Here is a 22392-nt window from a genome sequence, read left to right on the forward strand (position 1 = left end):
TGAGTTAATTTCGGCGCTAAGAAACCTGTAGGAGCGAGCATGCTCGCGAAGAAGGTCAACGATAACCAGGGCTGCCAGGATCTCAGCGGCGCCCCTGCCTTCTTCGCGAGCATGCTCGCTCCTACAGGGGTCACGGCTGCTCGATGCAAAAACCAGGCGAAAACGCCAGTTTTAACTTCACCCTTGTAGACCGTCTTGCCCACCCCCATATTGGGGCGACTGACGCGTGAAGGAATCCAACTTGAGCGAACTTCTCAACCGCCGCCTGGCCCTGCTTGGCGAGCGCGCTAACCTCTCTCTGCTCGAACAGTGCCTTCACGGCATCGAACGTGAATGCCTGCGCGTGACTGGCGAAGGTCGCCTGGCGCAAACGCCGCACCCGGAAGAATTGGGTTCCGCGCTGACCAATGAACTGATCACCACCGACTATTCCGAGTCGCTGCTGGAGTTCATCACCCCGGCCCTGCCCGACCCGGCCGATACGCTGGCGAGCCTGGACAGCATTCACCGCTTTGCCTACAGCAAGCTCGGCAACGAGTACCTGTGGAGCCCCTCGATGCCGTGCCCGTTGCCGGCCGAGGAAGACATCCCGATCGCCTATTACGGCACGTCCAATATCGGGCAGCTCAAGTACGTGTACCGCAAGGGCCTGGCGCTGCGTTACGGCAAGACCATGCAATGCATTGCCGGTATCCACTACAACTTTTCCCTGCCGGAAAAGCTCTGGCCGCTGCTCAAGCAGGCCGAAGGTTTTGTCGGCACGGATCGCGATTTTCAGTCGTCGTCCTACATCGCGCTGATCCGCAACTTCCGCCGTTACAGCTGGCTGCTGATGTACCTGTTCGGCGCATCGCCAGCGCTGGACGCCGGTTTCCTGCGCGGTCGCTCGCATCAGCTGGAGCAACTGGACCCGCACACCTTGTACCTGCCATACGCCACCAGCCTGCGCATGAGCGATCTGGGTTACCAGAGCAACGCCCAGGCCGGCCTGACGCCGTGCTACAACGATCTGAACAGCTACACCGACAGCCTGCGCAAAGCAGTCGCCACGCCGTATGCGCCATACGTCGAGATCGGTACGCACAAGGACGGTGAGTGGGTTCAGCTCAACACCAACATCCTGCAGATCGAAAACGAGTACTACTCCAACATCCGTCCGAAACGCGTGACCTACACCGGTGAGCGACCGATTCAGGCGCTGATGGCCCGTGGCATCCAGTACGTCGAAGTGCGCTGCCTGGACATCAACCCGTTCCTGCCAATGGGTATCGACCTTACCGAGTCGCGCTTCCTCGATGCGTTCCTGCTGTACTGCGCGCTGAACGACAGCCCGCTGCTGACCAACACCAATTGCGGCAACGCGACGTCAAACTTCCTCAGCGTGGTCAAGGAAGGGCGCCGTCCGGGCCTGCAACTGCAACGCGACGGGCAACCGGTCGACCTGAAAGAGTGGGCTGGCCAGTTGTTGGAAAACATTGCACCACTGGCCGCCCTGCTTGATCAGAGCCATGGCGGCGATGCCCACAGCAAGGCGCTGGACGCTCAGATGGCCAAGGTCCAGGACCCGTCCCTGACGCCATCGGCCCAGGTGCTCGCGTCGATGGCCGAGCACAAGGAGAGCTTTGCCCAGTTCTCCCTGCGCCAGAGCCAGGCCCATGCGGAGTTCTTCCGCAGCGAACCATTGCCAGCTGAGCAACAGGCGAAATTTGAAGCGCGGGCGCGTTCGTCGCTGGCTGATCAGGTTGAGCTGGAACAGAACGAAGTCGGCGATTTCGATGTGTTTGTCGGGGCGTACCAGGCGAGCATTCTGGCGATCAGTAACTAACCTCGGAAGGTCCTGCGGACCTTATCGCCAGCAGGCTAGCTCCCACAGAGGACTTTCAGTGTTCGCGCAATTGTGTGAACACCCTTGAACCCTGTGGGAGCTAGCCTGCTAGCGATTGACCGCGAAGCGGTCGCTTCTCAATTTTCCTCTCATAAGCTAATTCGAAAAAGTTATTTATTTTCGAATTCTTAGATCATTTAGTCTCTTTCTCACGCCGACATTCGGTCGCCTGACAAGGAGCTTTCTGATGAAACTGACTTTCCCCCTTCGCTTGCTGGCGGCCGCTTCCTTGGCTACCGCGAGCTTTTTTGCCCAGGCGACCGACTTCACTGTCGCCTACCAGACCACCGTTGATCCGGCGAAAGTCGCCCAGGCCGACGGCAGTTACGAAAAGGCCACCAAGGCCGATATCAGCTGGCGAAAATTCGATAACGGCGCCGACATCATTGCCGCCATCGCCTCCGGCGACGTGCAGATCGGCTACCTCGGTTCCAGCCCCCTGACTGCCGCCATCACCCGCAAAGTGCCGGTAGAAACCTTCCTCATCGCCACCCAGATCGGCGCCGCCGAAGCCCTGGTCGCCCGCGACGGTTCCGGGATCAAGACCCCTCAAGACCTGATCGGCAAGAAAATCGCCGTGCCGTTCGTGTCCACCGGGCATTACAGCCTGCTGGCCGCACTGAAGCACTGGAACATCGATCCCTCGAAAGTGACCGTCCTCAACCTCGCGCCGCCCGCGATCATTGCCGCCTGGAAACGCGGCGACATCGACGCCACTTACGTGTGGGACCCAGCGTTGGGTGTCGCCAAGGAGAACGGCAAAGTGCTGATCACCTCCGGTGAACTGGCCAAGTTCGGCGCACCGACGTTCGATGCCTGGATCGTGCGCAAGGACTTCGCCGAGAAGCACCCGGAAATCGTCACCGCGTTCGCCAAAGTGACCCTCGATGCCTACGCCGACTACCGCAAAGACCCGCAAGCCTGGCTCGCCAATCAAAGCAACGTCGACAAGTTGGTGAAACTGTCCGGCGCCAAGGCCAGCGACATTCCGCTGCTGTTGCAAGGCAACGTCTACCCGCTGGCGGCTGATCAGGTGATCACCCTCGGCGCGCCGACCACCAAGGCCATCACCGACACCGCCGCGTTCCTCAAGGAACAAGGCAAGGTCGAGGCCGTGCTGCCGGACTACGCGCCGTACGTCAGCGCCAAGTTCATTACCAACTGATCGGGAGATTTGCGATGGCCTTGCTACAGCTGGAGCGCATCAGCGCACAGTACCCCGGCAGTCCGGAACCGGTGCTGGCGGATATTTCCCTGAGCCTTGGGCCCCAGCAATTGCTGGTCGCCCTCGGCCCGTCCGGCAGTGGCAAGACGTCGTTGTTGAACCTGATTGCCGGTTTCGTCGAGCCCAGTGCCGGGCGCATCACCCTCGATGGCGTACCGGTCAAAGGCCCGAGCGCCGAACGCGGTGTAGTGTTCCAGGACGATGCCCTGCTGCCTTGGCAGGACGTGCTGGCCAACGTCGGCTTCGGCCTGGAACTGGCCGGCATCGCCCGGGACAAACGCGAAATCCGCGCCCGGGAAATGCTCGCGCTGGTGGACCTCTCCGGGTTTGAGAGCCGCCGGATCTGGCAACTCTCGGGTGGCCAGAAACAACGTGTCGGCCTGGCCCGCGCCCTCGCCGCCGACCCGCGTGTGTTGCTGATGGATGAGCCCTTCGGCGCCCTCGATGCCTTCACCCGTGAACAGATGCAAGAGCTGCTGCTGCAAGTCTGGCGGCGCACAGCCAAACCCGTGTTCCTGATCACCCACGACATTGAAGAAGCGGTTTTCCTCGCCACCGACCTGATTCTGCTGGCGCCCAATCCTGGGCAAATCGTCGAGCGTTTGAGCCTCGACTTCGGTCAGCGCTACGCCGCCGGTGAGTCGGCTCGCTCGATCAAATCCGACCCACGCTTTATCGAAACCCGCGAACACGTACTCGCCAAAGTGTTCTCCCAACGCAGCGCCGCCCAGCGGCAGGAGCGCGCATGAGCAGCTACGAAATCCCCGCAGCGACGGCGATCAAACCCGGCGCTACGACAAGTCCGGTCCGTCGCAGCCTGAGCACTCGCTGGATCAGCCTGTTGACGCTGGCCGCCCTCGTTTTCATTTGGTGGGCCGTCACCGCGAGCGGTTTGATCGAACCGCTGTTCCTGCCGCCACCGTCCGCCGTGCTGCAAAAAGGCTGGCTGCTGGTGACCAGCGGCTACATGGATTCGACGTTGTGGCAGCACTTGGGCGCGAGCCTCGGCCGCATTGGCCTGGGCCTCGGTTTCGCAGTGCTGACCGCCGTGCCGGTGGGCATTGCCATCGGTGCCAACCGTGTTGCTCGTGGCGTGCTCGATCCGTTGATCGAGTTCTACCGCCCGATTCCACCGCTGGCCTATCTGCCGCTGATCGTGATCTGGTGCGGCATCGGTGAGTTGTCGAAAGTCTTGCTGATCTACCTGGCGATTTTCGCCCCGATTGCCATCGCTACCTCCACTGGTGTGCGCACCGTCGACCCGGCCAAGTTGCGCGCCGCGCAGTCCTTGGGAGCGACTCGGGCGCAGTTGATTCGCCACGTCATTTTGCCAAGTGCCTTGCCGGACATTCTGACCGGTGTGCGCATTGGCCTGGGTGTGGGCTGGTCGACGCTGGTCGCCGCCGAACTGATTGCCGCCACCAGCGGCTTGGGCTTCATGGTGCAGTCGGCCGCGCAGTTTCTGGTCACCGATGTGGTGGTGCTGGGCATTCTGGTGATCGCACTGATTGCCTTCGCCATGGAAATGGGCCTGCGCGCCTTGCAACGCAAACTGGTGCCGTGGCACGGCCAGGCTCACTGAAAATTGAACAACCCTGTAGGAGCGAGCTTGCTCGCGATTGCTGATCATCAGACGACGATGCTTTGACTGATGCACCGCGATCGCGAGCAAGCTCGCTCCTACAGTTGGTAAACCGGATTGAAGAGAATCATCATGAGTCAGTTGTCCATCACCCCTTTAAGCTCCGCCCTCGGCGCCCAGATCAGTGGCATCGACATCAGTCAGCCGCTGAATGTGGAACAGCGCGATGCCATCGAACAGGCACTGCTCAAACATCAGGTTTTGTTCTTCCGCAATCAGCCAATCACCCCACAGCAACAGGCACGATTCGCCGCCAATTTCGGCGACCTGCACATTCACCCGATCTACCCGAACGTGCCTGAGCAACCCGAAGTGCTGATCCTCGACACCGCCGTCACCGACGTGCGCGATAACGCCATCTGGCACACCGACGTAACCTTCCTGCCGACCCCGGCCATGGGCGCGGTACTCAGCGCCAAACTGCTGCCGGAGTTCGGTGGCGACACGTTATGGGCCAGCGGTATCGCAGCGTATGAAGCCTTGTCGGCACCGTTGAAAAACCTGCTCGAAGGGCTCACCGCCACCCACGACTTCACCCGTTCATTTCCGCTGGAGCGCTACGGCAACACGCCAGAGGCGCTGGCCCAATGGGAAGAAGCCCGGCGCAAGAACCCGCCACTGTCGCACCCGGTGATCCGCACGCATCCGGTCAGCGGACGCCGCTCGTTGTTCGTCAACGAAGGCTTCACCTCGAAGCTCAACGAGCTGTCGGAAACCGAGAGCGAAGCGATTCTGAAGTTCCTGTTCGCCCATACAACACGCCCGGAATTCACCATCCGCTGGCGCTGGCAACAGGACGACATCGCGTTCTGGGACAATCGCGTAACCCAGCATTACGCGGTAGACGACTACCGCCCGGCACGGCGGGTGATGCAGCGGGCGACGGTGTTGGGGGATGTGCCGTTTTTCAGGTAAATATTGAGCCGGTTTCCTGGGTAAACCGGCTTTACCCACCGCTATGCCGACAATTCCCGCAGGGCCGCTGCGGCTAAAAAGCCAGACCTTGAACTGTACCGTTGATCCCGTCTGACGGTCTGATCGATACGCTCGAGCAGTTGCTCTGGCAGCGTGGCATTGAAGCGCACCGACTTGCCGAAATAGGGCGTGATGTCAAAATCGACCACTGCCCAAACCCCACCAGCAAAATCGGGATTATCAAGGTGCGCGTCGATTTCCTGCACCTGCGGCAACGGATCACCGTCGGCAACCAAACCCTCGTAATGTAGAGACAGCGCGTCCTTCACGTTTTCGAGCGCCTGCGCCACCGTACCACCCGCCGAGAAACAACCCGGCACGTCCGGGACGATTACTCCGTAATCAGAGTCGGCATCCTTGTGCAGAACAACCGGAAATTTCATCTCGATGATTCCTTCCTGTGATGTGTCCCTGTCGGGACTTTCATATCCGTTGACGGGTGTCATTTCAGCCCCGCCTGTTTCAATATGCTGTTGATCGTTCCTTTTGGCAGCTCCGAATCAGGATGTTTGTACTGATGATGACTACCTTTCACCGCCACCAGATACCAACCATCTTCTTCGATCATCCTGATCATTTCCCGACTTCGCATGTCCTTCGCCTTTTTCGACATCAACGGCTGTCTACTTTAAGCGCCAAGGCTTGACAACAATACACACCATACACACTCAGTAAAATATTGGCCGAACAAGCCGAGCCTGACCTTCACCCCAGACCGACGGCGCACTTGCACAATCGCACTCGGCAGGCACAAAGTTGCCATGGCATCAAACCGGCGATACCTATCGCAAGGATGGAGCAAGCATGCACACGACGATCATCATCACCTTCGGCCTGGCCCTGCTCGCGATGATGCTGTTCATCGGCGAGAAACTCGGCTTCAGCCGGCAGACCCTGACCTACAGTTTCGTCGTCCTGTGGCTGGCGTTGACGGTCATCAATGGTGCCATTGGCATGGTGACGGCCGGCCAGTCGCTGAGCACGGAATTGGGGATCGGCACAATGGTGTTCAGCATTCCGGTGGCGGCGCTGGTGTTGTTCATGGTGCTGAGCGCCGAGACCTGACTGGCCTCGACGCCCTGCCCCCCGATCAGCGCACCAGATGCAGGAACTGCATGTGCCGTTCGTACTGGTCGAGGATGTCGTTGATGATCTGCTCCTTGGTGTAGCCGACCAGATCGTAGTCCTGACTGCCTTCGCTCAAATGCACTTCGGCGCGGTAGTAACGGCGATTGTTGAGCTGCTTGGAACCCATGCCGCCACGGGCAAACGACGGCGTGAAGTAGCCGCGCATCTGCACTTGATAGACGAACGGATGCTGATCGCCATGGCCGATTTCCAGGCTGACGCTGTCGTTGGCCGGGTCCGGGTGTGTCGCTACGTGCAAACCTTTTTCGATGAACACGGCAGACACTTCTTCAATGGCCGGACGCACCGTCGTATCGAGGAAACGATAAACCTCATCACGCGACGGAAAATGCACCGCCTGGCTCAGGCGCTGACGCCAACCGCCCTTGCCACGCCGTGAGCCGGACACCGGCGCCAACGAGTGCATCTGCGCAATCTGCTTTTGCGACTCCAGATAAAACGCCTTGTGCAGTCCCCACATCATCAGCAGCAAGATCAGCGAGAACGGCAGCGACGTCAGAACCACCGCCGACTTCAGCGCATCGATACTGCCGGAGAACAGCAGCGCACTGGTCACCAGCGCAGTCATCGCACCCCAGAACACCCGCAACCATTTCGGCCCGTCTTCGTCCGGATTACCGCCCTTGGCAGACAGCGTCGACAGCACCACGGTGCCGGAATCGGCAGAGGTCACGAAGAACACGAAACTGATGAACACCGTAATGGCGATGACCGTTTTGCTCCACGGGTAGGTTTCCAGCAGCAGGTAAAGGGTCATCGACGGGTTATCGATGGCCGACATGCCCAGCGCGCTCATGCCGTGGTTGAGCACCTGATCGATGGCGCTGTTGCCGAAGATCGACATCCACGCCAGGGTGAAGCCGAGCGGAATCAGCAGCACGCCGAAGACGAATTCACGGATGGTGCGGCCACGGGAAATCCGTGCGATGAACAGGCCCACGAACGGCGACCACGCAATCCACCAGGCCCAGTAGAACACTGTCCAGCCACCCAGCCAGTCGCTGGGTTTGTCATAGGCGTAAAGGTCGAAACTCTTCATCGGCAACGCGCCGAGGTAGTCGCCGAGGTTCTGGATCAACGTGTTGAGCAAATGCTGCGTCGGCCCGGCGAACAACACGAACAGCAGCAGTGCGCAGGCCAGCAGCATGTTGATGTCGGACATGACCCTCACGCCCTTATCGACGCCTGATACGGCAACGATGATCGCTGCGCCCATCATCAGCGTGATCAGCCCGACTTGAATCCACTGCGTGTGAGCGATGCCGAACAGGTAGTCCAGACCCGAGTTGAGATGGAGTACGCCAAAGCCCATATCGGCACCAAGACCGAACACCGTGGCGATGATGCCGAAACCGTCCACGGCGTAACCGATGGGGCCGTTGATGCGTTTACCGATCAGCGGGTACAGCGCCGAACGCAGGGCCAATGGCAGGTTATGTCGATAGGCAAAATACGCCAGCGCCATGCCGACAAAGGCGAACACACCCCAGCCATGCAGGCCCCAGTGCAGAAACAGGATCTGCATCGCCTGTCGCGCCGCATCCGCCGTGCCCGCCTCGCCTTGGGGCGGTTGGAGCATGTGGGTCAGCGGTTCGGACACGCAGAAGAAAAACAGCGTGATGCTGATCCCGGCGGCGAACAACATGCCGGCCCAGGACAGGTAACTGAATTCGGGCTCGTCGTGGTCGGCACCGAGTTTGATCTTGCCGTAGCCCGATAACGCGGTGACCACCACGAAGACCAGATACAGGGTCATCGCCAACATGTAATACCAGCCGACCGTGTTGGCCGCCCAGTTTTGCGCCGCCAGTAACCAGGCCCCGGCTTGCTCGGGCATGGCGATGACAACAACGCCAAACAACAGAATGAAGCTCGCCGAGAAGTAGAAAACCGGCGGATTCATGCGGACCAGGCCGCTTGGTGGGAGGGACGATGCACTCATGAGCGGTGCACCTCGGGGGGATAAAACGTGGCTGTAGAAATCGGACTCAGCAAAGGCAAGCCTCCTGTTGTGAGCGGGCGGCGAACCACCGGTTTAACTTGAATGAACGTTCAAGTTAAACATACATAGGGGGCTAAGGACTAATCGCAGGGCTCGGCGGTACTGGTTGTACGCTAGCTCAAGGAAGGGCATTACGCGGAATTTAGAGGTGTTCTGCAGGAGCTGGCGCAGGCTGCGATCTTTTGATTTTGGTTGGCGGCGCGCTTGGAAAACCTCGCAGCCTCGTTGCACTCGACAGCTCCTACAGCTGTTACATCCTTACTTCTGCGCCCCATCATCATGCTGCAGATTCGCCTGGGTCAGGTTGCTGCCCGCCGGAACGCTGCGGGTCAACCAGACATTGCCGCCGATGGTCGAACCCTGACCGATGGTGATCCGCCCCAGAATCGTCGCGCCGGCATAAATCACCACGTCATCCTCGACAATCGGATGCCGCGGCTGGCCTTTCTGCAACTGACCGTCCTCATCCGCCGGGAAGCGCTTGGCGCCCAAAGTCACCGCCTGATAAATCCGCACGCGTTCGCCGATGATCGCGGTCTCGCCGATCACCACGCCGGTCCCGTGATCGATGAAGAAACTGCGGCCGATCTGCGCGCCAGGGTGAATGTCGATGCCAGTGGCCGAGTGGGCGATTTCCGCGCTGATCCGTGCCAGCAGCGGCAACCCGGCGCGATACAAATGGTGAGCCAGTCGATGGTGAATCACCGCCAGGATGCCCGGGTAGCACAACAGCACTTCATCGACGCTGCGCGCCGCCGGGTCACCGTGATAGGCCGCCAGCACGTCGGTATCCAACAGGCTGCGCAACCCCGGCAACGCGAGAGCGAAATCCTGAATGATCTGAATGGTCCTGGCTTCGACTTCCGTCTCGGCCTGGGCACTGTGGCGCGCGGCATAACGCAGTTCGAGTCGCGCCTGGGCCAACAAGGCATTCAGCGCCACATCCAGTGTGTGGCCGACATAGAAGTCTTCACTTTCCTCACGCAAGTCCACCGGCCCCAAACGCATCGGGAACAATGCACCACACAAGGCTTCGAGAATCTCCGCCATGGCCGCCCGGGAGGGCAACTCGCGACCACCCTGCTCGCCGCTGGCCCGGCCGTTTTGTGCTCGCCACTGTTCACGTGCCGTGCGCAGCTGGCTGACGATGGTCTGCAATTGCCAATGGCTGGATCGCTCACTCACGGTAAAAGACTCCTTACGGGCGGCCGGACTGTCTGGCCGCACTGACGGCGCCTACTTTACGGCAAGGGTCGCAAGGCAAATTAAGAACCAATTGTGCTGTGGTCAGTTCGTTTGGCTATAAGTGATTGACGGTTGCCGCGACAAATCGGCGTGCCTATAGTCCTGAGATCTTTCACCGCCAGTACGGACCCATGATCAAACAACAGCTCGCCCGTTTTAATCGTCTCGACCTGCTCGGTCAGCCCACCGCCCTGGAAAAACTCGAACGCCTGTCGACGTGGCTGGGCCGCGATGTGTACGTCAAACGCGATGACCTGACGACGCTGGCCATGGGTGGCAACAAGCTGCGCAAACTCGAATACCTGGCCGCCGACGCCCTCGCCCAAGGCGCCGACACCTTGATTACCGCCGGCGCACTGCAATCCAATCACGTGCGCCAGACGGCCGCGATTGCCGCAAAACTTGGCCTCGGCTGCGTGGCCCTGCTGGAAAACCCGCTCGGCACCGACGACAGCAACTACACCGGCAACGGTAACCGCCTGCTGCTCGACCTGTTCTCTGCCAAGGTCGAGCTGGTGGAAAATCTCGACAACGCTGACGAGCAACTTCAGGCCCTCGCCAATCGGCTGCGCAGCAACGGCAAAAAACCGTATCTGGTGCCGATCGGGGGTTCCAATGCCTTGGGTGCGCTGGGTTACGTGCGTGCGGGGCTGGAACTGGCCGAACAGATCAAGGACACCGGCCTGACCTTCGCCGCCGTGGTCCTGGCGTCGGGTAGCGCCGGGACCCACAGCGGTCTGGCACTGGCCTTGAGCGAAGCGCTGCCGGACTTGCCAGTGATTGGCGTCACGGTTTCGCGCAGCGAAGAAGACCAGCGACCGAAGGTCCAGGGCCTGGCTGAGCGCACCGCCGAACTGCTGGGCGTGAGCCTGCCGGCTGCATTCAACGTCGAGTTGTGGGACGAGTACTTCGGCCCGCGCTATGGCGAGCCGAATGCCGGGACACTGGCGGCGTTGAAGCTTTTGGCAAGCCAGGAAGGCCTGTTGCTCGACCCGGTCTACACTGGCAAGGCGATGGCCGGGTTGCTCGACGGGATCGGACGTCAGCGTTTCGATGAAGGTCCGATTATCTTCCTGCACACCGGTGGCGCACCGGCGTTGTTTGCCTATAAGGATTTTCTGACGGGTTGACGCACATTTGTGGAGTGGGGCTTTTGTGGCGAGGGGGCTTGCCCCCGTTGGGGTGCAAAGCCCCCCCTGAAACCTGCGATGCGGTGTTTCAGTTAAGTCTCGGTTGTAGGTTATTTGCGACTGCTGCGCAGCCGAACGGGGGCAAGCCCCCTCGCCACAATGGACTACCCATATATTCATTTAACGCATAACAAATAGAATATTTATTATTTTCCAATCTAACCACGTCATCTTATAGTCACGCCGCAGGCGAATTTGCAGCGAGACGCATAAGCTGCTTTAGGGCACGATATCGCAGTCGTCCAAATCCCGAATTTGCCAACTTTCCTAATGCGTCTTCCATAAGAAAACACAGGGGCTTGTCATGAATTTTTCCGCACTACGTCGAAATCTGCTGGTGGGTTCACTCGGCCTGGCACTGAGCGCCGGCCTGATTGGCCAGGCGGTTGCCGGTGAGCAGCTGCAACAAATCAAGGACAAAGGCGTGATCAACGTCGGCCTTGAAGGCACTTATCCACCGTTCAGTTTCGTCGATGCCGACGGCAAACTGGCCGGCTTCGAAGTCGAGTTCTCCGAAGCCCTGGCCAAAGAGCTGGGCGTTAAAGTCAAACTGCAACCGACCAAATGGGACGGCATCCTCGCGGCGCTGGAATCCAAGCGTCTGGACGCAGTGATCAACCAGGTGACCATCTCCGAAGAGCGCAAGAAGAAGTACGACTTCTCCGTGCCTTACACCGTTTCCGGTATTCAGGCGCTGGTGCTGACGAAGAAGGCCGCCGAGCTGAACATCAAGACTGCCGCCGACCTGGGTGGCAAAAAAGTCGGCGTCGGCCTGGGCACCAACTACGAACAGTGGGTAAAAGAAAACGTACCGACGGCTGACATCCGCACCTACGAAGATGATCCGACCAAGTTCCAGGACCTGCGTGTCGGCCGCATCGACGCCATTCTGATCGACCGCCTCGCTGCGCTCGAATACGCCAAGAAAGCCAAGGACACCACCGCCGCCGGCGAAGCGTTCTCCCGTCAGGAAGCCGGTATCGCCCTGCGCAAAGGCGAGCCAGAACTGTTGGCCGCGGTGAACAAGGCAATCGAAAAGCTGCGTGCCGATGGCACCCTGAAAAAGCTCTCGGAAAAATACTTCAACGCTGACGTCACTCAATAATGGAAGAAGCTTTTCAACTCGCACTGGACTCCGCGCCCTTTCTGCTCAAGGGCGCGTACTACACGGTGATCCTGAGCCTGGGCGGGATGTTCTTCGGCCTGGTGATGGGGTTTGGCCTGGCGCTGATGCGCCTGTCGCGTTTCAAGCTGGTGAGCTGGATTGCCCGCATCTACGTGTCGTTCTTTCGTGGCACGCCGTTGCTGGTGCAATTGTTCGTGATCTATTACGGCTTGCCGCAGTTGGGTGTGGAACTGGATCCGCTGCCGGCGGCCCTGATCGGCTTCTCGCTGAACATGGCCGCGTACGCCTGTGAAATCCTGCGTGCCGCGATCAGCTCCATCGAACGCGGCCAATGGGAAGCAGCGGCCAGCATCGGCATGACCCGTGCACAGACGTTGCGTCGGGCCATCCTGCCGCAAGCCATGCGCACGGCATTGCCACCGCTGGGCAACAGCTTCATTTCGCTGGTCAAGGACACCGCGCTGGCCGCCACCATTCAGGTGCCGGAACTGTTCCGCCAGGCGCAACTGATCACCGCCCGCACCTTCGAAATCTTCACCATGTATCTTGCCGCCGCACTGATCTACTGGGTTCTCGCAACCGTGCTATCGCACCTGCAGAACCAGCTGGAAGCGCGGGTCAATCGGCACGACCAGGAGTCCTGACCCGATGATTGTCGTGGAAAAACTGACAAAACAGTTCAAGGGTCAAGTGGTGCTCAACGGCATTGATCTTGAGGTCAAGGAAGGCGAGGTGGTCGCGATCATCGGCCCTAGCGGTTCGGGCAAGACCACCTTCCTGCGCTGCCTGAATTTTCTGGAGGAGCCTTCCAGCGGCCGGATCAAGGTCGGCGATATCGAAATCGATACCAGCCGCCCCCTGAACCAGCAGCAGAGCCTGGTGCGTCGTTTGCGCCAGCATGTGGGCTTCGTGTTCCAGAACTTCAACCTGTTCCCCCATCGCACTGCCCTGGAAAACGTTATCGAAGGCCCGATCATCGTCAAGAAGATCGCGCACGCCGATGCCGTTGCCCTGGGTAAAAAGCTGTTGGCCAAGGTTGGCCTGGCCGGCAAGGAAGACGCTTACCCGCGTCGTCTCTCCGGTGGTCAGCAACAGCGCGTGGCGATTGCCCGGGCGCTGGCGATGGAACCGGAAGTGATCCTGTTCGATGAACCGACCTCGGCGCTCGACCCGGAGCTGGTGGGCGAGGTGCTCGCGACCATTCGTGGCCTGGCCGAAGAAAATCGCACCATGGTGATCGTCACCCACGAAATGGGCTTTGCCCGGGACGTGGCCAATCGCGTGGTGTTTTTCGATAAAGGCGTCATCGTCGAACAAGGCGAAGCCAAGGCGCTGTTTGCCAACCCGAAAGAAGAACGGACAAAACAGTTTCTCAGCAAGTTCTTGAACAACGCCCACAACTAACAAACCTGCGCAACACCGGATAACTTCCATGGATGGAAGTTACACCCACCGCCAACAAACCTTTTCAAACCCAAATAAATGTACGCGAACGCCAGACAACTTTTTGTCAGCGCAAGCGGTACATATTTATATTCAAACAACCATTCAATCACGCTATTGATCGCTGTATGACGAGCCCCTACAGGGGCTTAGGCTTTGCTATGAAAAACCCGATTCCAGCGGGTTTTAGCAGGCATATTCGACACAGACCCAAGGCTTATTAACCTTCCAGCGTAGGAACTTTCTGAATAACTACCCTCTCCCGCCTTAACCCATAATTCTTATTGACACTTATTCCAGCACACTCTTATCTAGTCTCCTGCCGCGACACTCACAACGCTTAATCATTATTCCAACTCAAAGTAATGAAATGTTTTGCTGTTCGATACTTACGTTTTTTTGTTTTTCCAGAAACGGACTTCGTTGCAAGACTTCAAGGAGACTCCATGAAAAGCACCTCGAACAAACCCGGGCCCGTGGCCCCGACCCTGGCGCAATCTCACAAGACCGGTATCAACATCACCTGCGCGGCGCATCTGTTGATCGACGTGGCACCCTACCCCGGCATGGACAAAGGGGATCTGATCGAACTGTTCTGGGACAACTGCTACGTAGCCTCCAGAGCCCTGACACCCAGCGATATCGGGCAATCGGTACAGCTACGAGTCCCGGAAAGCTTCGTCACCAACGGTACTTCGCGCATTCACTACCGGATCATGCAGGTCGGCCAAGCGCCGGCGGTATCAGCCAGCAGGCAAGTGCAGATCAAACTCGACTGCCCTGGCGGCCAGCCCTCCCCATTGTGCGGCGATGAAAATCAAAGCCTCGCGCCGGTCAGCATTCCCGAGGCGATTCGCCGTCAGGGGGTCAACGCCAATCAGATCAAACGCGGTGTTCCACTGACCATTGAGCCGTACCTGAACATGGCCATCGATGACGAAATCACCTTGCGCTGGGGTGATGCGCGCATGGATCTGCCAAGGCTCAAGGCGAGTGATGTGGGCCAGCCCATTCAGGTCTGGGTGCCGCCGGCCATCATTCTCGAAGCCGGTGAAGACCTGCGGCTGGAAGTGACGTATTGCATCCTCGACCGGGTGGGCAATAACTCTCGCTGGGCGCCGGCACGTGTGCTGAAGATTGGTTGTGCCAATCCTTATCTGAAAGTCCCGAAGAAACAGCCCCTCAAGGCTGCCGAATCCCGCAAGTAATGAAGGCAGGTTCTGTGGCGAGGGAGCTTGCTCCCGTTGAGGTGCGAAGCGCCTCCAAAACCTTCTAATGAATTTCCCCCGTTCCGACCCATTAGCTGGTTTTACGACTGCTTCGCAGCCGAACGGGAGCAAGCTCCCTCGCCACAGGGGTTGCGTTCATCTCGCTGGTAACCCTTCTATCCATATTCCTAAAAGTTAGTTCATAAAATATTTATACACGTTTAGGGTATATGAACCGGACCACCGGACATCCTTGTTTTCATGCGCGGCCACAAGCGGCGCTTTCATAAGATGTGAGGTAGGTATGGTCCGTAACACAATCACCCCAGTGCAGATCGCCAGGGCATTGCGTGTTGCCAAGGAGTGGCGCTGATGTCCAGTCTGGCAGATGCAATCGTCCAGAGTGACCTGGACATCATCCCGTTGTTGTTGCCCGCGCAAGTCCTGCGCAACGATGCCCAAGCCATCAAGGCTGCCCACGAGCTGGCGCAGGTCGCCCGCCTGCAAGCGGCCAAACGTGACCAGCAGCGCAAGCTGCCATGGTCTGAAATCGAACAGTTCACCCGCAGCGGCCTGGGCAGTATTTCCATTCCCCGTGAGTATGGCGGCCCCCAGGTTTCGTTCGTCACCCTGGCCGAGGTGTTCGCGATCATTTCCGCGGCAGACCCGGCGCTTGGGCAGATCCCGCAAAACCAATTCGGCATTCTTAACCTGGTGCTTGGCAGCGCCACCGAAGCGCAGAAACAACAGCTGTTCAAAAGCGTGCTCGACGGCTGGCGCATCGGCAATGCGGGGCCGGAACGCGGCACCAAAAACACCTTGGAACTGAAAGCGCGCATCACCGCTGACGGCGTCCTCAACGGCCAGAAGTTCTACTCCACGGGCGCACTGTTCGCCCATTGGGTCGCGGTCAAAGCATTGAACGAGGACGGCAGACAAGTGCTGGCGTTCATCCGTCGCGGCACACCGGGTTTGCGCATCGTTGATGACTGGTCGGGCTTCGGTCAGCGCACCACCGCCAGCGGCACGATTTTGCTCAACAACGTGCAGGCCGATCCCGAATTGGTGGTGGATAACTGGCGCATCAATGACACGCCGAATATCCAGGGCGCCGTCTCGCAGTTGATCCAGGCCGCCATCGACGCTGGCATCGCCCGGGGCGCCATCGACGATGCCATCGACTTCGTGAAAAAACGCGCCCGGCCGTGGATCGACGCCAAGGTCGAACGGGCCAGCGATGACCTGTATGTGATCGCCGACATCGGCAAACTGAAAATCGAACTGCACGCCGCCGAAGCCCTGTTGCGCAAGGCCGGGCAGGTGCTTGATCAGGTCAGCGCCGCGCCCTTCACCGCCGAGTCCGCCGCCCGCGCCTCGATTGCCGTGGCCGAAGCCAAAGTGCTGACCACCGAGATCTCGTTGCAGGCCAGCGAAAAGCTTTTCGAACTGGCCGGCAGCCGCGCGACCCTCGCCGAATTCAACCTCGACCGTCACTGGCGCAACGCCCGGGTGCACACGCTGCACGATCCGGTGCGCTGGAAGTATTACGCGGTGGGCGCCTATCGCCTGAACGGCACGTTGCCGGCCCGTCATTCCTGGATCTGACGACCAGACATCTGGAGAAACACATGACAAGTTCTCACCACGTCGCGGTCATCACCAGCGATGAACAAGCCCTGATTGTCGCCAGCGACCTGGCCGAAGATTTCAAGCGTGACAGCGCCCTGCGCGACCGCGAGCGTCGTTTGCCACACCCGGAACTGGAAGTGTTTTCGCGCTCCGGCCTATGGGGCATCAGCGTGCCGAAAGAATACGGTGGTGCAGGGGTTTCCAACGTCATCCTGGCCAAGGTCATCGCCCTGATCGCACAGGCTGACGGCTCGCTCGGGCAGATCCCGCAGAACCATTTCTATGCACTGGAAGTGCTGCGCGTAAACGGCAGTCACGAGCAGAAAAAACGTCTTTATGCAGAAGTCCTGGCCGGCCAGCGCTTCGGCAATGCCTTGGCCGAACTCGGCACCAAAACCGCCCACGACCGCACAACCAGCCTGACGCGTGACGGCAACCGTTTTCGCATCAACGGTCGCAAGTTCTACGCCACGGGAGCGATTTACGCCCAGCGAATTCCGACTTCAGTGGTGGATGAAAACGGCGTGCAGCAACTGGCGTTCGTACCGCGTAACAGTAAAGGCCTGACCGTGATTGATGACTGGAGCGGCTTCGGCCAGCGCACCACCGGCAGCGGTTCGGTGGTGTTCGAAGACGTCCATGTCACTGCCGAAGACGTCATCCCGTTCCAAAGCGCTTTCGAGCGCCCGACACCAGTCGGCCCGTTGGCGCAGATTCTCCATGCCGCCATCGACACTGGTATCGCCCGCGCCGCGTATGAAGATGCGTTGCATTTCGTGCGCACGAAAACCCGACCGTGGATCGACGCCACCCACGAAAACGCCACGGACGATCCGCTGACCCTCAAGAGCTTCGGCCACTTGAGCATTCGCCTGCACGCCGCCGAAGCGCTGCTGGAACGCGCGGGCGAATTCCTCGACAAGGCCCAGGCCGACACCAACGCCGACACTGTCGCCGCCGCGTCGATTGCCGTTGCCGAAGCCCGCGCCATCAGCACCGAAATCTCGCTCGCTGCCGGCAGCACGCTGTTCGAATTGGCCGGCAGCCAGGCGACGCTGCGCGAACACGGACTGGACCGCCATTGGCGCAACGCCCGCGTGCATACCCTGCACGACCCGGTGCGCTGGAAATACCACGCCATCGGCAACTACTACCTCAACGATGAAAACCCGCCACTGCGGGGGACCATCTGATGGCCAAAAAGAAAATCCTGCTCAACGCGTTCAACATGAACTGCATCGGGCACATCAATCACGGTTTATGGACGCATCCACGGGACACGTCGACCCGGTACAACACCCTCGAATACTGGACCGAACTGGCGCAATTGCTCGAGCGTGGCTTGTTCGACGGCCTGTTCATTGCCGACATCGTCGGGGTCTACGACGTTTACCAAAACTCGGTGGATGTACCGCTCAAAGAGTCGATCCAGTTGCCGGTCAACGACCCGTTGTTGCTGGTTTCAGCGATGGCGGCAGTGACGAAAAACCTCGGTTTCGGCCTGACCGCCAACCTCACTTACGAACCGCCCTACCTGTTCGCCAGGCGCCTGTCGACGCTCGATCATCTGAGTCGCGGCCGCGTGGGCTGGAACATCGTCACCGGCTACCTCGACAGCGCTGCCAAAGCCATGGGCCTGAGCGAACAGGTCGAGCACGACCGCCGATACGACCAGGCGGACGAGTACCTGCAAGTGCTCTACAAACTCTGGGAAGGCAGTTGGGAGAACGGCGCGGTGCTCAACGATCCGCAGCAGCGGATCTATGCGCAGCCGGACAAAGTGCACAAGGTCGAGCACAAAGGCGAGTTCTATCAGGTCGAGGGTTATCACCTCTGCGAGCCGTCGCCGCAACGCACGCCGGTGCTGTTTCAGGCGGGCAGTTCGGATCGCGGTTTGCAGTTCGCCGGGCGACATGCCGAGTGTGTGTTCATCAGCGGCCAGACCAAGGCATCGACCAAAGTTCAGGTGGACAAGGTCCGCGCCAGCGCCATCACAGCGGGGCGCAACCCTGACGACATCAAGGTGTTCATGGGCCTGAACGTGATCGTTGACGAAACCGAAGAGCTGGCCTGGGCCAAGCACGCCGAATACTTGAGCTACGCCAGTGCCGAAGCCGGCGTGGCGCACTTCTCGGCGTCCACCGGGATCGATTTTTCCCAATATGAAATCGACGAACCGATCCAGTACGTGAAGAGCAACGCCATTCAGTCCGCGACCAAGCACCTGCAAAACAACGATTGGACCCGACGCAAATTGCTGGAACAACACGCTCTCGGTGGTCGCTACATCACCGTGGTGGGTTCGCCCGAGCAGGTGGCCGATGAGCTGGAGTCGTGGATCGCCGAGACGGGGTTGGATGGCTTCAACCTGACACGGATTGTCACGCCGGAAAGCTATTTGGATTTCATCGAGCTGGTGATTCCGGAGTTGCAGCGCCGGGGGTCGTACAAGACCGCTTATGACAATGGCACTTTGCGGCAAAAGCTGTTTCACGAAGGGGCGCATTTGCCTGAGCAACACACCGGTTCGGCGTTTCGCCGTTAAAAGAATCGCCGACAAGCCAGCGCCTACAGGGTTTTGTGAACGCCATAAATCCACTGTAGGAGCTGGCTTGCCAGCGATGAGGCCCGACCAAACAACACAAACCTTATGCACTGACTGGATAACTCATCATGAAAAAGAACCACCTCTCTCACCCAGTCAAAGCACTGGCCCTGGCCCTCGGCCTCTTCAGCTCCGTGACCTTCGCCGCCGACGCGCCATTGAAAATCGGCACCACCGCGGCTTTCGCCATTCCTCTGGAAGCCGCCGTCGAAGAAGCCAACAAACAAGGCCTGAAAGTCGAACTGGTGGAGTTCAGCGACTGGATCGCACCGAACGTCAGCCTGGCCTCAGGCGATATCGACGTGAACTACTTCCAGCACATCCCGTTCCTGGAGAACGCCAAGGCTGCCGCAGGTTTTGACCTGGTGCCGTTCGCGCCCGGGATCATCAACAACGTCGGTCTCTACTCGAAGAAATACAAAAGCTTCGACGAGCTGCCAGAAGGCGCCAGCGTCGCCATCGCCAACGACCCGATCAACAGCGGTCGCGGTTTGCAGTTGCTGGCCAAGGCGGGGCTGATCACGCTTAAACCCGGTGTCGGCTACAAAGCCACCGAAGAAGACATCATCGCCAACCCGAAGAAAATCAAAATCCTCCAGGTCGAAGCGGTGCAACTGGTGCGTGCTTACGACGACGCCGATCTGGTCCAGGGTTACCCGGCCTACATTCGCCTATCGAAGACCTTCGACGCCGGCTCCGCGCTGCTGTTCGATGGACTCGATCACAAGGAATACGTGATCCAGTTCGTGATCCAGCCGAAAAGCAAAACCGACCCGCGCCTGATCAAGTTCGTCGACATCTACCAGCATTCCCCGGCCGTTCGCGCAGCACTGGATAAGGCCCACGGCAAACTCTATCAAGCCGGTTGGGAAAGCTGAGCATGACCGCCGCGATCCAACGGCGACTGGAGATTCCAGAGCCTGCAAACGCTGCACAAACGGAGCTGCATCCCGAGCTCAATCGCGCCCATGTGCGCTTCATCAATCTGGGCAAAACCTACAGCGGCCAGCAAGGCCCGGTGGCCGCGTTGCATGGCATCGACCTGGCGATCCAGCGCGGTGAAGTGTTCGGCATCATCGGTCGCAGCGGCGCCGGCAAGTCGTCACTGATCCGCACCATCAACCGTCTGGAACAACCGAGCAGTGGTCGGGTGCTGATCGATCAGGTCGACATCGGCGAGTTCGATGAAAACCGCTTGGTGGCGCTGCGTCGGCGCATCGGCATGATCTTTCAGCACTTCAATCTGATGTCGGCCAAGACGGTTTGGCAGAACGTCGAATTGCCGTTGAAAGTCGCGGGGGTGCCGAAAGAAAAACGCGAGCAGAAAGTCCGCGAGCTGCTGGAACTGGTGGGTCTGCAATCCAAGCACAAGGCCTACCCGGCACAGCTGTCTGGTGGGCAGAAACAGCGTGTCGGCATCGCCCGCGCGCTGGTGCATGATCCGGACATTTTGCTGTGCGACGAAGCCACCTCGGCGCTGGACCCGGAGACCACACAGTCGATCCTCGGCCTGCTGCGTGAGATCAACCAGCGCCTGGGCCTGACCATCGTGTTGATCACCCACGAGATGGCGGTCATCCGCGATATCTGTGATCGCGTCGTGGTGCTGGAACACGGGCGCATTGTCGAGCAAGGGCCGGTGTGGGAAGTGTTCGGCAATCCGCAACATGACGTCAGCAAGACGCTACTCGCGCCGTTACAACACGCATTGCCTGAGGAGCTGCAAAGCCGTTTGCACCCACAGGCAAAAACCGCCGATGCCGCCGTGGTCCTGCGCTTGCAGTTCACCGGCAGCCAACGCGACGAGCCGGACCTGGCCGCGTTGTTCAGCGCACTCGGTGGTCGCGTGCGACTGCTGCAAGGGGGAGTGGAACGGATTCAGGGGCATGCTCTGGGGCAGTTGTTGTTGGCGGTGAGCGGCTCGCCGCTGGGTGCCGAGGCATTGCGTCAGCGCGCCGGCCAGTGGGCGCAACAGGTGGAGGTGCTGGGTTATGTGGTTTGATCGCTTGCTGCAAGGTTTCATCGACACGTTTTTGATGGTCGGCGTGTCGTCGTTGATCGCGCTGTTGGCGGGTATTCCGTTGGCGGTGATCCTCGTCACCAGTTCCAAGGGTGGCATCTACGAAGCGCCAGCGCTGAACCGGGCCTTGGGCGCGTTCGTGAACCTGTTTCGCTCTATTCCGTTCCTGATTTTGATGGTGGCGCTGATTCCGTTCACGCGATTGATCGTCGGCACCACTTACGGCGTGTGGGCGGCAGTGGTGCCACTGACCATTGCGGCGACACCGTTCTTTGCGCGCATTGCTGAAGTGAGTTTACGAGAGGTCGATCACGGTTTGGTCGAAGCGGCGCAGGCGATGGGATGCCGGCGTTGGCACATCGTTTGGCATGTGTTGTTGCCTGAAGCGCTGCCGGGGATTGTTGGTGGGTTCACCATCACGCTGGTGACGATGATCAACTCCTCAGCCATGGCCGGGGCGATTGGTGCGGGCGGGTTGGGCGACATTGCCTATCGGTATGGGTATCAGCGCTTTGATAGCCAGATCATGCTGACGGTGATTGTGTTGCTGGTGGTGTTGGTGGCGGCGATTCAGTTGGGTGGGGATCGGTTGGCTCGGGGGTTGAACAAGCGCTGACGACGCCGTGCTTGTGTGGCGAGGGAGCTTGCTCCCGCTGGGCTGCGCAGCAGCCCCAAACCCTTCAGTGCGGTGTGTCAGTGAAATTCGGGTGTCAGATTTTACGATTGCTGCGCAATCGAGCGGGAGCAAGCTCCCTCGCCACAGGTGATCACATACTTCCAGCGGGAAGTTTTCGTACAGGAAAATCAGCGATTCCGAAGGCCTGTTCCCTTTCCTTTGCAGGACATTTCCTAGATCATTTCGCTCGCTTGCGCCTGCCAAATCCGGTGGCTAGTCTCGGTCCGTCACTGCTTATCAGTGATCGGGTTTAGTCGCCCGGATTTCTCTAGGCGCACGGCGTCACCTCATCTCAGGTGTTTTTTATTGCCTGAACTATGGTGGCTGTGCGCAGGGCACCCTCGGGTGCGCCGGTATGCCTGGAGGCCGGTC

21 protein-coding genes are annotated in these 22392 nt (G+C 59.5%); 17 read left to right on the forward strand and 4 right to left on the reverse strand.

Going from position 1 to position 22392, the window contains the following annotated elements:
* The first annotated feature begins 241 nt into the window (after window positions 1–241).
* From gshA to tauD, 5 genes are all read left to right on the forward strand, one after another.
* Window positions 242–1825, forward strand: a complete 1584-nt coding sequence (gshA, locus tag QYH43_RS03665) for a glutamate--cysteine ligase (protein WP_301156339.1) — start codon at window positions 242–244, stop codon at window positions 1823–1825.
* A 247-nt stretch (window positions 1826–2072) separates the two neighbouring features.
* Window positions 2073–3050 (forward strand): taurine ABC transporter substrate-binding protein, encoded by a 978-nt coding sequence (gene tauA / locus QYH43_RS03670; RefSeq protein WP_095058223.1) that lies wholly within the window; start codon window positions 2073–2075, stop codon window positions 3048–3050.
* 14 nt (window positions 3051–3064) lie between these two features.
* Window positions 3065–3859 (forward strand): taurine ABC transporter ATP-binding subunit, encoded by a 795-nt coding sequence (tauB, locus tag QYH43_RS03675; protein ID WP_301156341.1) that lies wholly within the window; start codon window positions 3065–3067, stop codon window positions 3857–3859.
* On the forward strand, window positions 3856–4692 hold the full coding sequence (gene tauC / locus QYH43_RS03680) for a taurine ABC transporter permease TauC (protein WP_095058221.1): 837 nt from the start codon (window positions 3856–3858) through the stop codon (window positions 4690–4692). Before tauB ends, tauC begins: the two co-directional genes overlap by 4 nt.
* A 132-nt stretch (window positions 4693–4824) precedes the next feature.
* Window positions 4825–5667 carry a taurine dioxygenase gene (gene tauD, locus QYH43_RS03685; RefSeq protein ID WP_095058220.1) on the forward strand — a complete coding sequence of 281 codons (843 nt, stop codon included), beginning with the start codon at window positions 4825–4827 and terminating at the stop codon, window positions 5665–5667.
* A 41-nt stretch (window positions 5668–5708) separates the two neighbouring features.
* On the opposite strand, the gene QYH43_RS03690 is transcribed toward tauD, so the two are convergent.
* Together QYH43_RS03690 and QYH43_RS03695 are read right to left on the reverse strand one after the other, a co-directional pair.
* A complete protein-coding gene (locus tag QYH43_RS03690; protein ID WP_301156392.1) occupies window positions 5709–6110 on the reverse strand; it encodes a type II toxin-antitoxin system HicB family antitoxin in 402 nt (133 codons plus the stop codon).
* A gap of 59 nt (window positions 6111–6169) precedes the next feature.
* Window positions 6170–6319 (reverse strand): type II toxin-antitoxin system HicA family toxin, encoded by a 150-nt coding sequence (locus QYH43_RS03695; protein ID WP_095058218.1) that lies wholly within the window; start codon window positions 6317–6319, stop codon window positions 6170–6172.
* 212 nt (window positions 6320–6531) lie between these two features.
* On the opposite strand from QYH43_RS03695, the gene QYH43_RS03700 reads away from it, so the two are divergent.
* Window positions 6532–6792 (forward strand): hypothetical protein, encoded by a 261-nt coding sequence (locus QYH43_RS03700; RefSeq protein WP_095058217.1) that lies wholly within the window; start codon window positions 6532–6534, stop codon window positions 6790–6792.
* Window positions 6793–6817: 25 nt separating this feature from the next.
* Here QYH43_RS03700 and betT read toward each other — a convergent pair whose 3' ends face one another.
* On the reverse strand, window positions 6818–8779 hold the full coding sequence (gene betT, locus QYH43_RS03705; protein ID WP_177408810.1) for a choline transporter BetT: 1962 nt from the start codon (window positions 8777–8779) through the stop codon (window positions 6818–6820).
* Between the two features lie 357 nt (window positions 8780–9136).
* A complete protein-coding gene (gene epsC / locus QYH43_RS03710; RefSeq protein ID WP_218429580.1) occupies window positions 9137–10063 on the reverse strand; it encodes a serine O-acetyltransferase EpsC in 927 nt (308 codons plus the stop codon).
* Between the two features lie 191 nt (window positions 10064–10254).
* Between epsC and QYH43_RS03715 the strand changes: the two genes are divergently transcribed.
* From QYH43_RS03715 to QYH43_RS03765, 11 genes are all read left to right on the forward strand, one after another.
* Window positions 10255–11253 carry a D-cysteine desulfhydrase gene (locus tag QYH43_RS03715; protein WP_301156344.1) on the forward strand — a complete coding sequence of 333 codons (999 nt, stop codon included), beginning with the start codon at window positions 10255–10257 and terminating at the stop codon, window positions 11251–11253.
* 364 nt (window positions 11254–11617) lie between these two features.
* Window positions 11618–12418 carry a cystine ABC transporter substrate-binding protein gene (gene tcyJ, locus QYH43_RS03720; protein ID WP_095058213.1) on the forward strand — a complete coding sequence of 267 codons (801 nt, stop codon included), beginning with the start codon at window positions 11618–11620 and terminating at the stop codon, window positions 12416–12418.
* On the forward strand, window positions 12418–13083 hold the full coding sequence (gene tcyL / locus QYH43_RS03725) for a cystine ABC transporter permease (protein ID WP_095058212.1): 666 nt from the start codon (window positions 12418–12420) through the stop codon (window positions 13081–13083). The genes tcyJ and tcyL overlap by 1 nt, the downstream gene beginning before the upstream one ends.
* A 4-nt stretch (window positions 13084–13087) precedes the next feature.
* Window positions 13088–13843 (forward strand): L-cystine ABC transporter ATP-binding protein TcyN, encoded by a 756-nt coding sequence (gene tcyN / locus QYH43_RS03730; protein WP_095058211.1) that lies wholly within the window; start codon window positions 13088–13090, stop codon window positions 13841–13843.
* Window positions 13844–14328: 485 nt separating this feature from the next.
* On the forward strand, window positions 14329–15090 hold the full coding sequence (locus tag QYH43_RS03735; protein ID WP_301156346.1) for a hypothetical protein: 762 nt from the start codon (window positions 14329–14331) through the stop codon (window positions 15088–15090).
* Between the two features lie 372 nt (window positions 15091–15462).
* Window positions 15463–16695, forward strand: coding sequence for an SfnB family sulfur acquisition oxidoreductase (locus tag QYH43_RS03740; protein ID WP_301156347.1), 1233 nt, complete (start codon window positions 15463–15465; stop codon window positions 16693–16695).
* Between the two features lie 23 nt (window positions 16696–16718).
* Window positions 16719–17912 carry an SfnB family sulfur acquisition oxidoreductase gene (locus QYH43_RS03745; protein ID WP_301156348.1) on the forward strand — a complete coding sequence of 398 codons (1194 nt, stop codon included), beginning with the start codon at window positions 16719–16721 and terminating at the stop codon, window positions 17910–17912.
* Entirely contained in the window at window positions 17912–19264 is a 1353-nt protein-coding gene (locus QYH43_RS03750) for an LLM class flavin-dependent oxidoreductase (protein WP_301156350.1), read from the forward strand. The genes QYH43_RS03745 and QYH43_RS03750 overlap by 1 nt, the downstream gene beginning before the upstream one ends.
* A gap of 128 nt (window positions 19265–19392) precedes the next feature.
* Window positions 19393–20202 (forward strand): MetQ/NlpA family ABC transporter substrate-binding protein, encoded by an 810-nt coding sequence (locus QYH43_RS03755; RefSeq protein ID WP_301156352.1) that lies wholly within the window; start codon window positions 19393–19395, stop codon window positions 20200–20202.
* 2 nt (window positions 20203–20204) lie between these two features.
* The gene (locus QYH43_RS03760) at window positions 20205–21326 is read left to right on the forward strand and encodes a methionine ABC transporter ATP-binding protein (RefSeq protein ID WP_301156354.1); all 1122 of its coding nucleotides are present in this window, start codon (window positions 20205–20207) and stop codon (window positions 21324–21326) included.
* Window positions 21316–21960, forward strand: a complete 645-nt coding sequence (locus tag QYH43_RS03765; RefSeq protein WP_095058205.1) for a methionine ABC transporter permease — start codon at window positions 21316–21318, stop codon at window positions 21958–21960. The genes QYH43_RS03760 and QYH43_RS03765 overlap by 11 nt, the downstream gene beginning before the upstream one ends.
* The last annotated feature ends 432 nt before the right edge of the window (window positions 21961–22392 follow it).

It is taken from the genome of Pseudomonas sp. C32 (assembly GCF_030417915.1).
Classification (GTDB): domain Bacteria; phylum Pseudomonadota; class Gammaproteobacteria; order Pseudomonadales; family Pseudomonadaceae; genus Aquipseudomonas.

Bases quoted from the DNA above. Each gene is read 5' to 3' on its own strand.
- tcyJ (WP_095058213.1), top strand. From the start codon at position 11,618: ATGAATTTTTCCGCACTACGTCGAAATCTGCTGGTGGGTTCACTCGGC.
- QYH43_RS03745 (WP_301156348.1), top strand. From the start codon at position 16,719: ATGACAAGTTCTCACCACGTCGCGGTCATCACCAGCGATGAACAAGCC.
- QYH43_RS03690 (WP_301156392.1), bottom strand. From the start codon at position 6,110: ATGAAATTTCCGGTTGTTCTGCACAAGGATGCCGACTCTGATTACGGA.
- QYH43_RS03735 (WP_301156346.1), top strand. From the start codon at position 14,329: ATGAAAAGCACCTCGAACAAACCCGGGCCCGTGGCCCCGACCCTGGCG.
- tauD (WP_095058220.1), top strand. From the start codon at position 4,825: ATGAGTCAGTTGTCCATCACCCCTTTAAGCTCCGCCCTCGGCGCCCAG.
- QYH43_RS03695 (WP_095058218.1), bottom strand. From the start codon at position 6,319: ATGCGAAGTCGGGAAATGATCAGGATGATCGAAGAAGATGGTTGGTAT.
- betT (WP_177408810.1), bottom strand. From the start codon at position 8,779: ATGAATCCGCCGGTTTTCTACTTCTCGGCGAGCTTCATTCTGTTGTTT.
- QYH43_RS03750 (WP_301156350.1), top strand. From the start codon at position 17,912: ATGGCCAAAAAGAAAATCCTGCTCAACGCGTTCAACATGAACTGCATC.
- QYH43_RS03760 (WP_301156354.1), top strand. From the start codon at position 20,205: ATGACCGCCGCGATCCAACGGCGACTGGAGATTCCAGAGCCTGCAAAC.
- QYH43_RS03715 (WP_301156344.1), top strand. From the start codon at position 10,255: ATGATCAAACAACAGCTCGCCCGTTTTAATCGTCTCGACCTGCTCGGT.
- QYH43_RS03755 (WP_301156352.1), top strand. From the start codon at position 19,393: ATGAAAAAGAACCACCTCTCTCACCCAGTCAAAGCACTGGCCCTGGCC.
- tauA (WP_095058223.1), top strand. From the start codon at position 2,073: ATGAAACTGACTTTCCCCCTTCGCTTGCTGGCGGCCGCTTCCTTGGCT.
- tauC (WP_095058221.1), top strand. From the start codon at position 3,856: ATGAGCAGCTACGAAATCCCCGCAGCGACGGCGATCAAACCCGGCGCT.
- QYH43_RS03700 (WP_095058217.1), top strand. From the start codon at position 6,532: ATGCACACGACGATCATCATCACCTTCGGCCTGGCCCTGCTCGCGATG.
- tcyN (WP_095058211.1), top strand. From the start codon at position 13,088: ATGATTGTCGTGGAAAAACTGACAAAACAGTTCAAGGGTCAAGTGGTG.
- QYH43_RS03765 (WP_095058205.1), top strand. From the start codon at position 21,316: ATGTGGTTTGATCGCTTGCTGCAAGGTTTCATCGACACGTTTTTGATG.
- tcyL (WP_095058212.1), top strand. From the start codon at position 12,418: ATGGAAGAAGCTTTTCAACTCGCACTGGACTCCGCGCCCTTTCTGCTC.
- QYH43_RS03740 (WP_301156347.1), top strand. From the start codon at position 15,463: ATGTCCAGTCTGGCAGATGCAATCGTCCAGAGTGACCTGGACATCATC.
- tauB (WP_301156341.1), top strand. From the start codon at position 3,065: ATGGCCTTGCTACAGCTGGAGCGCATCAGCGCACAGTACCCCGGCAGT.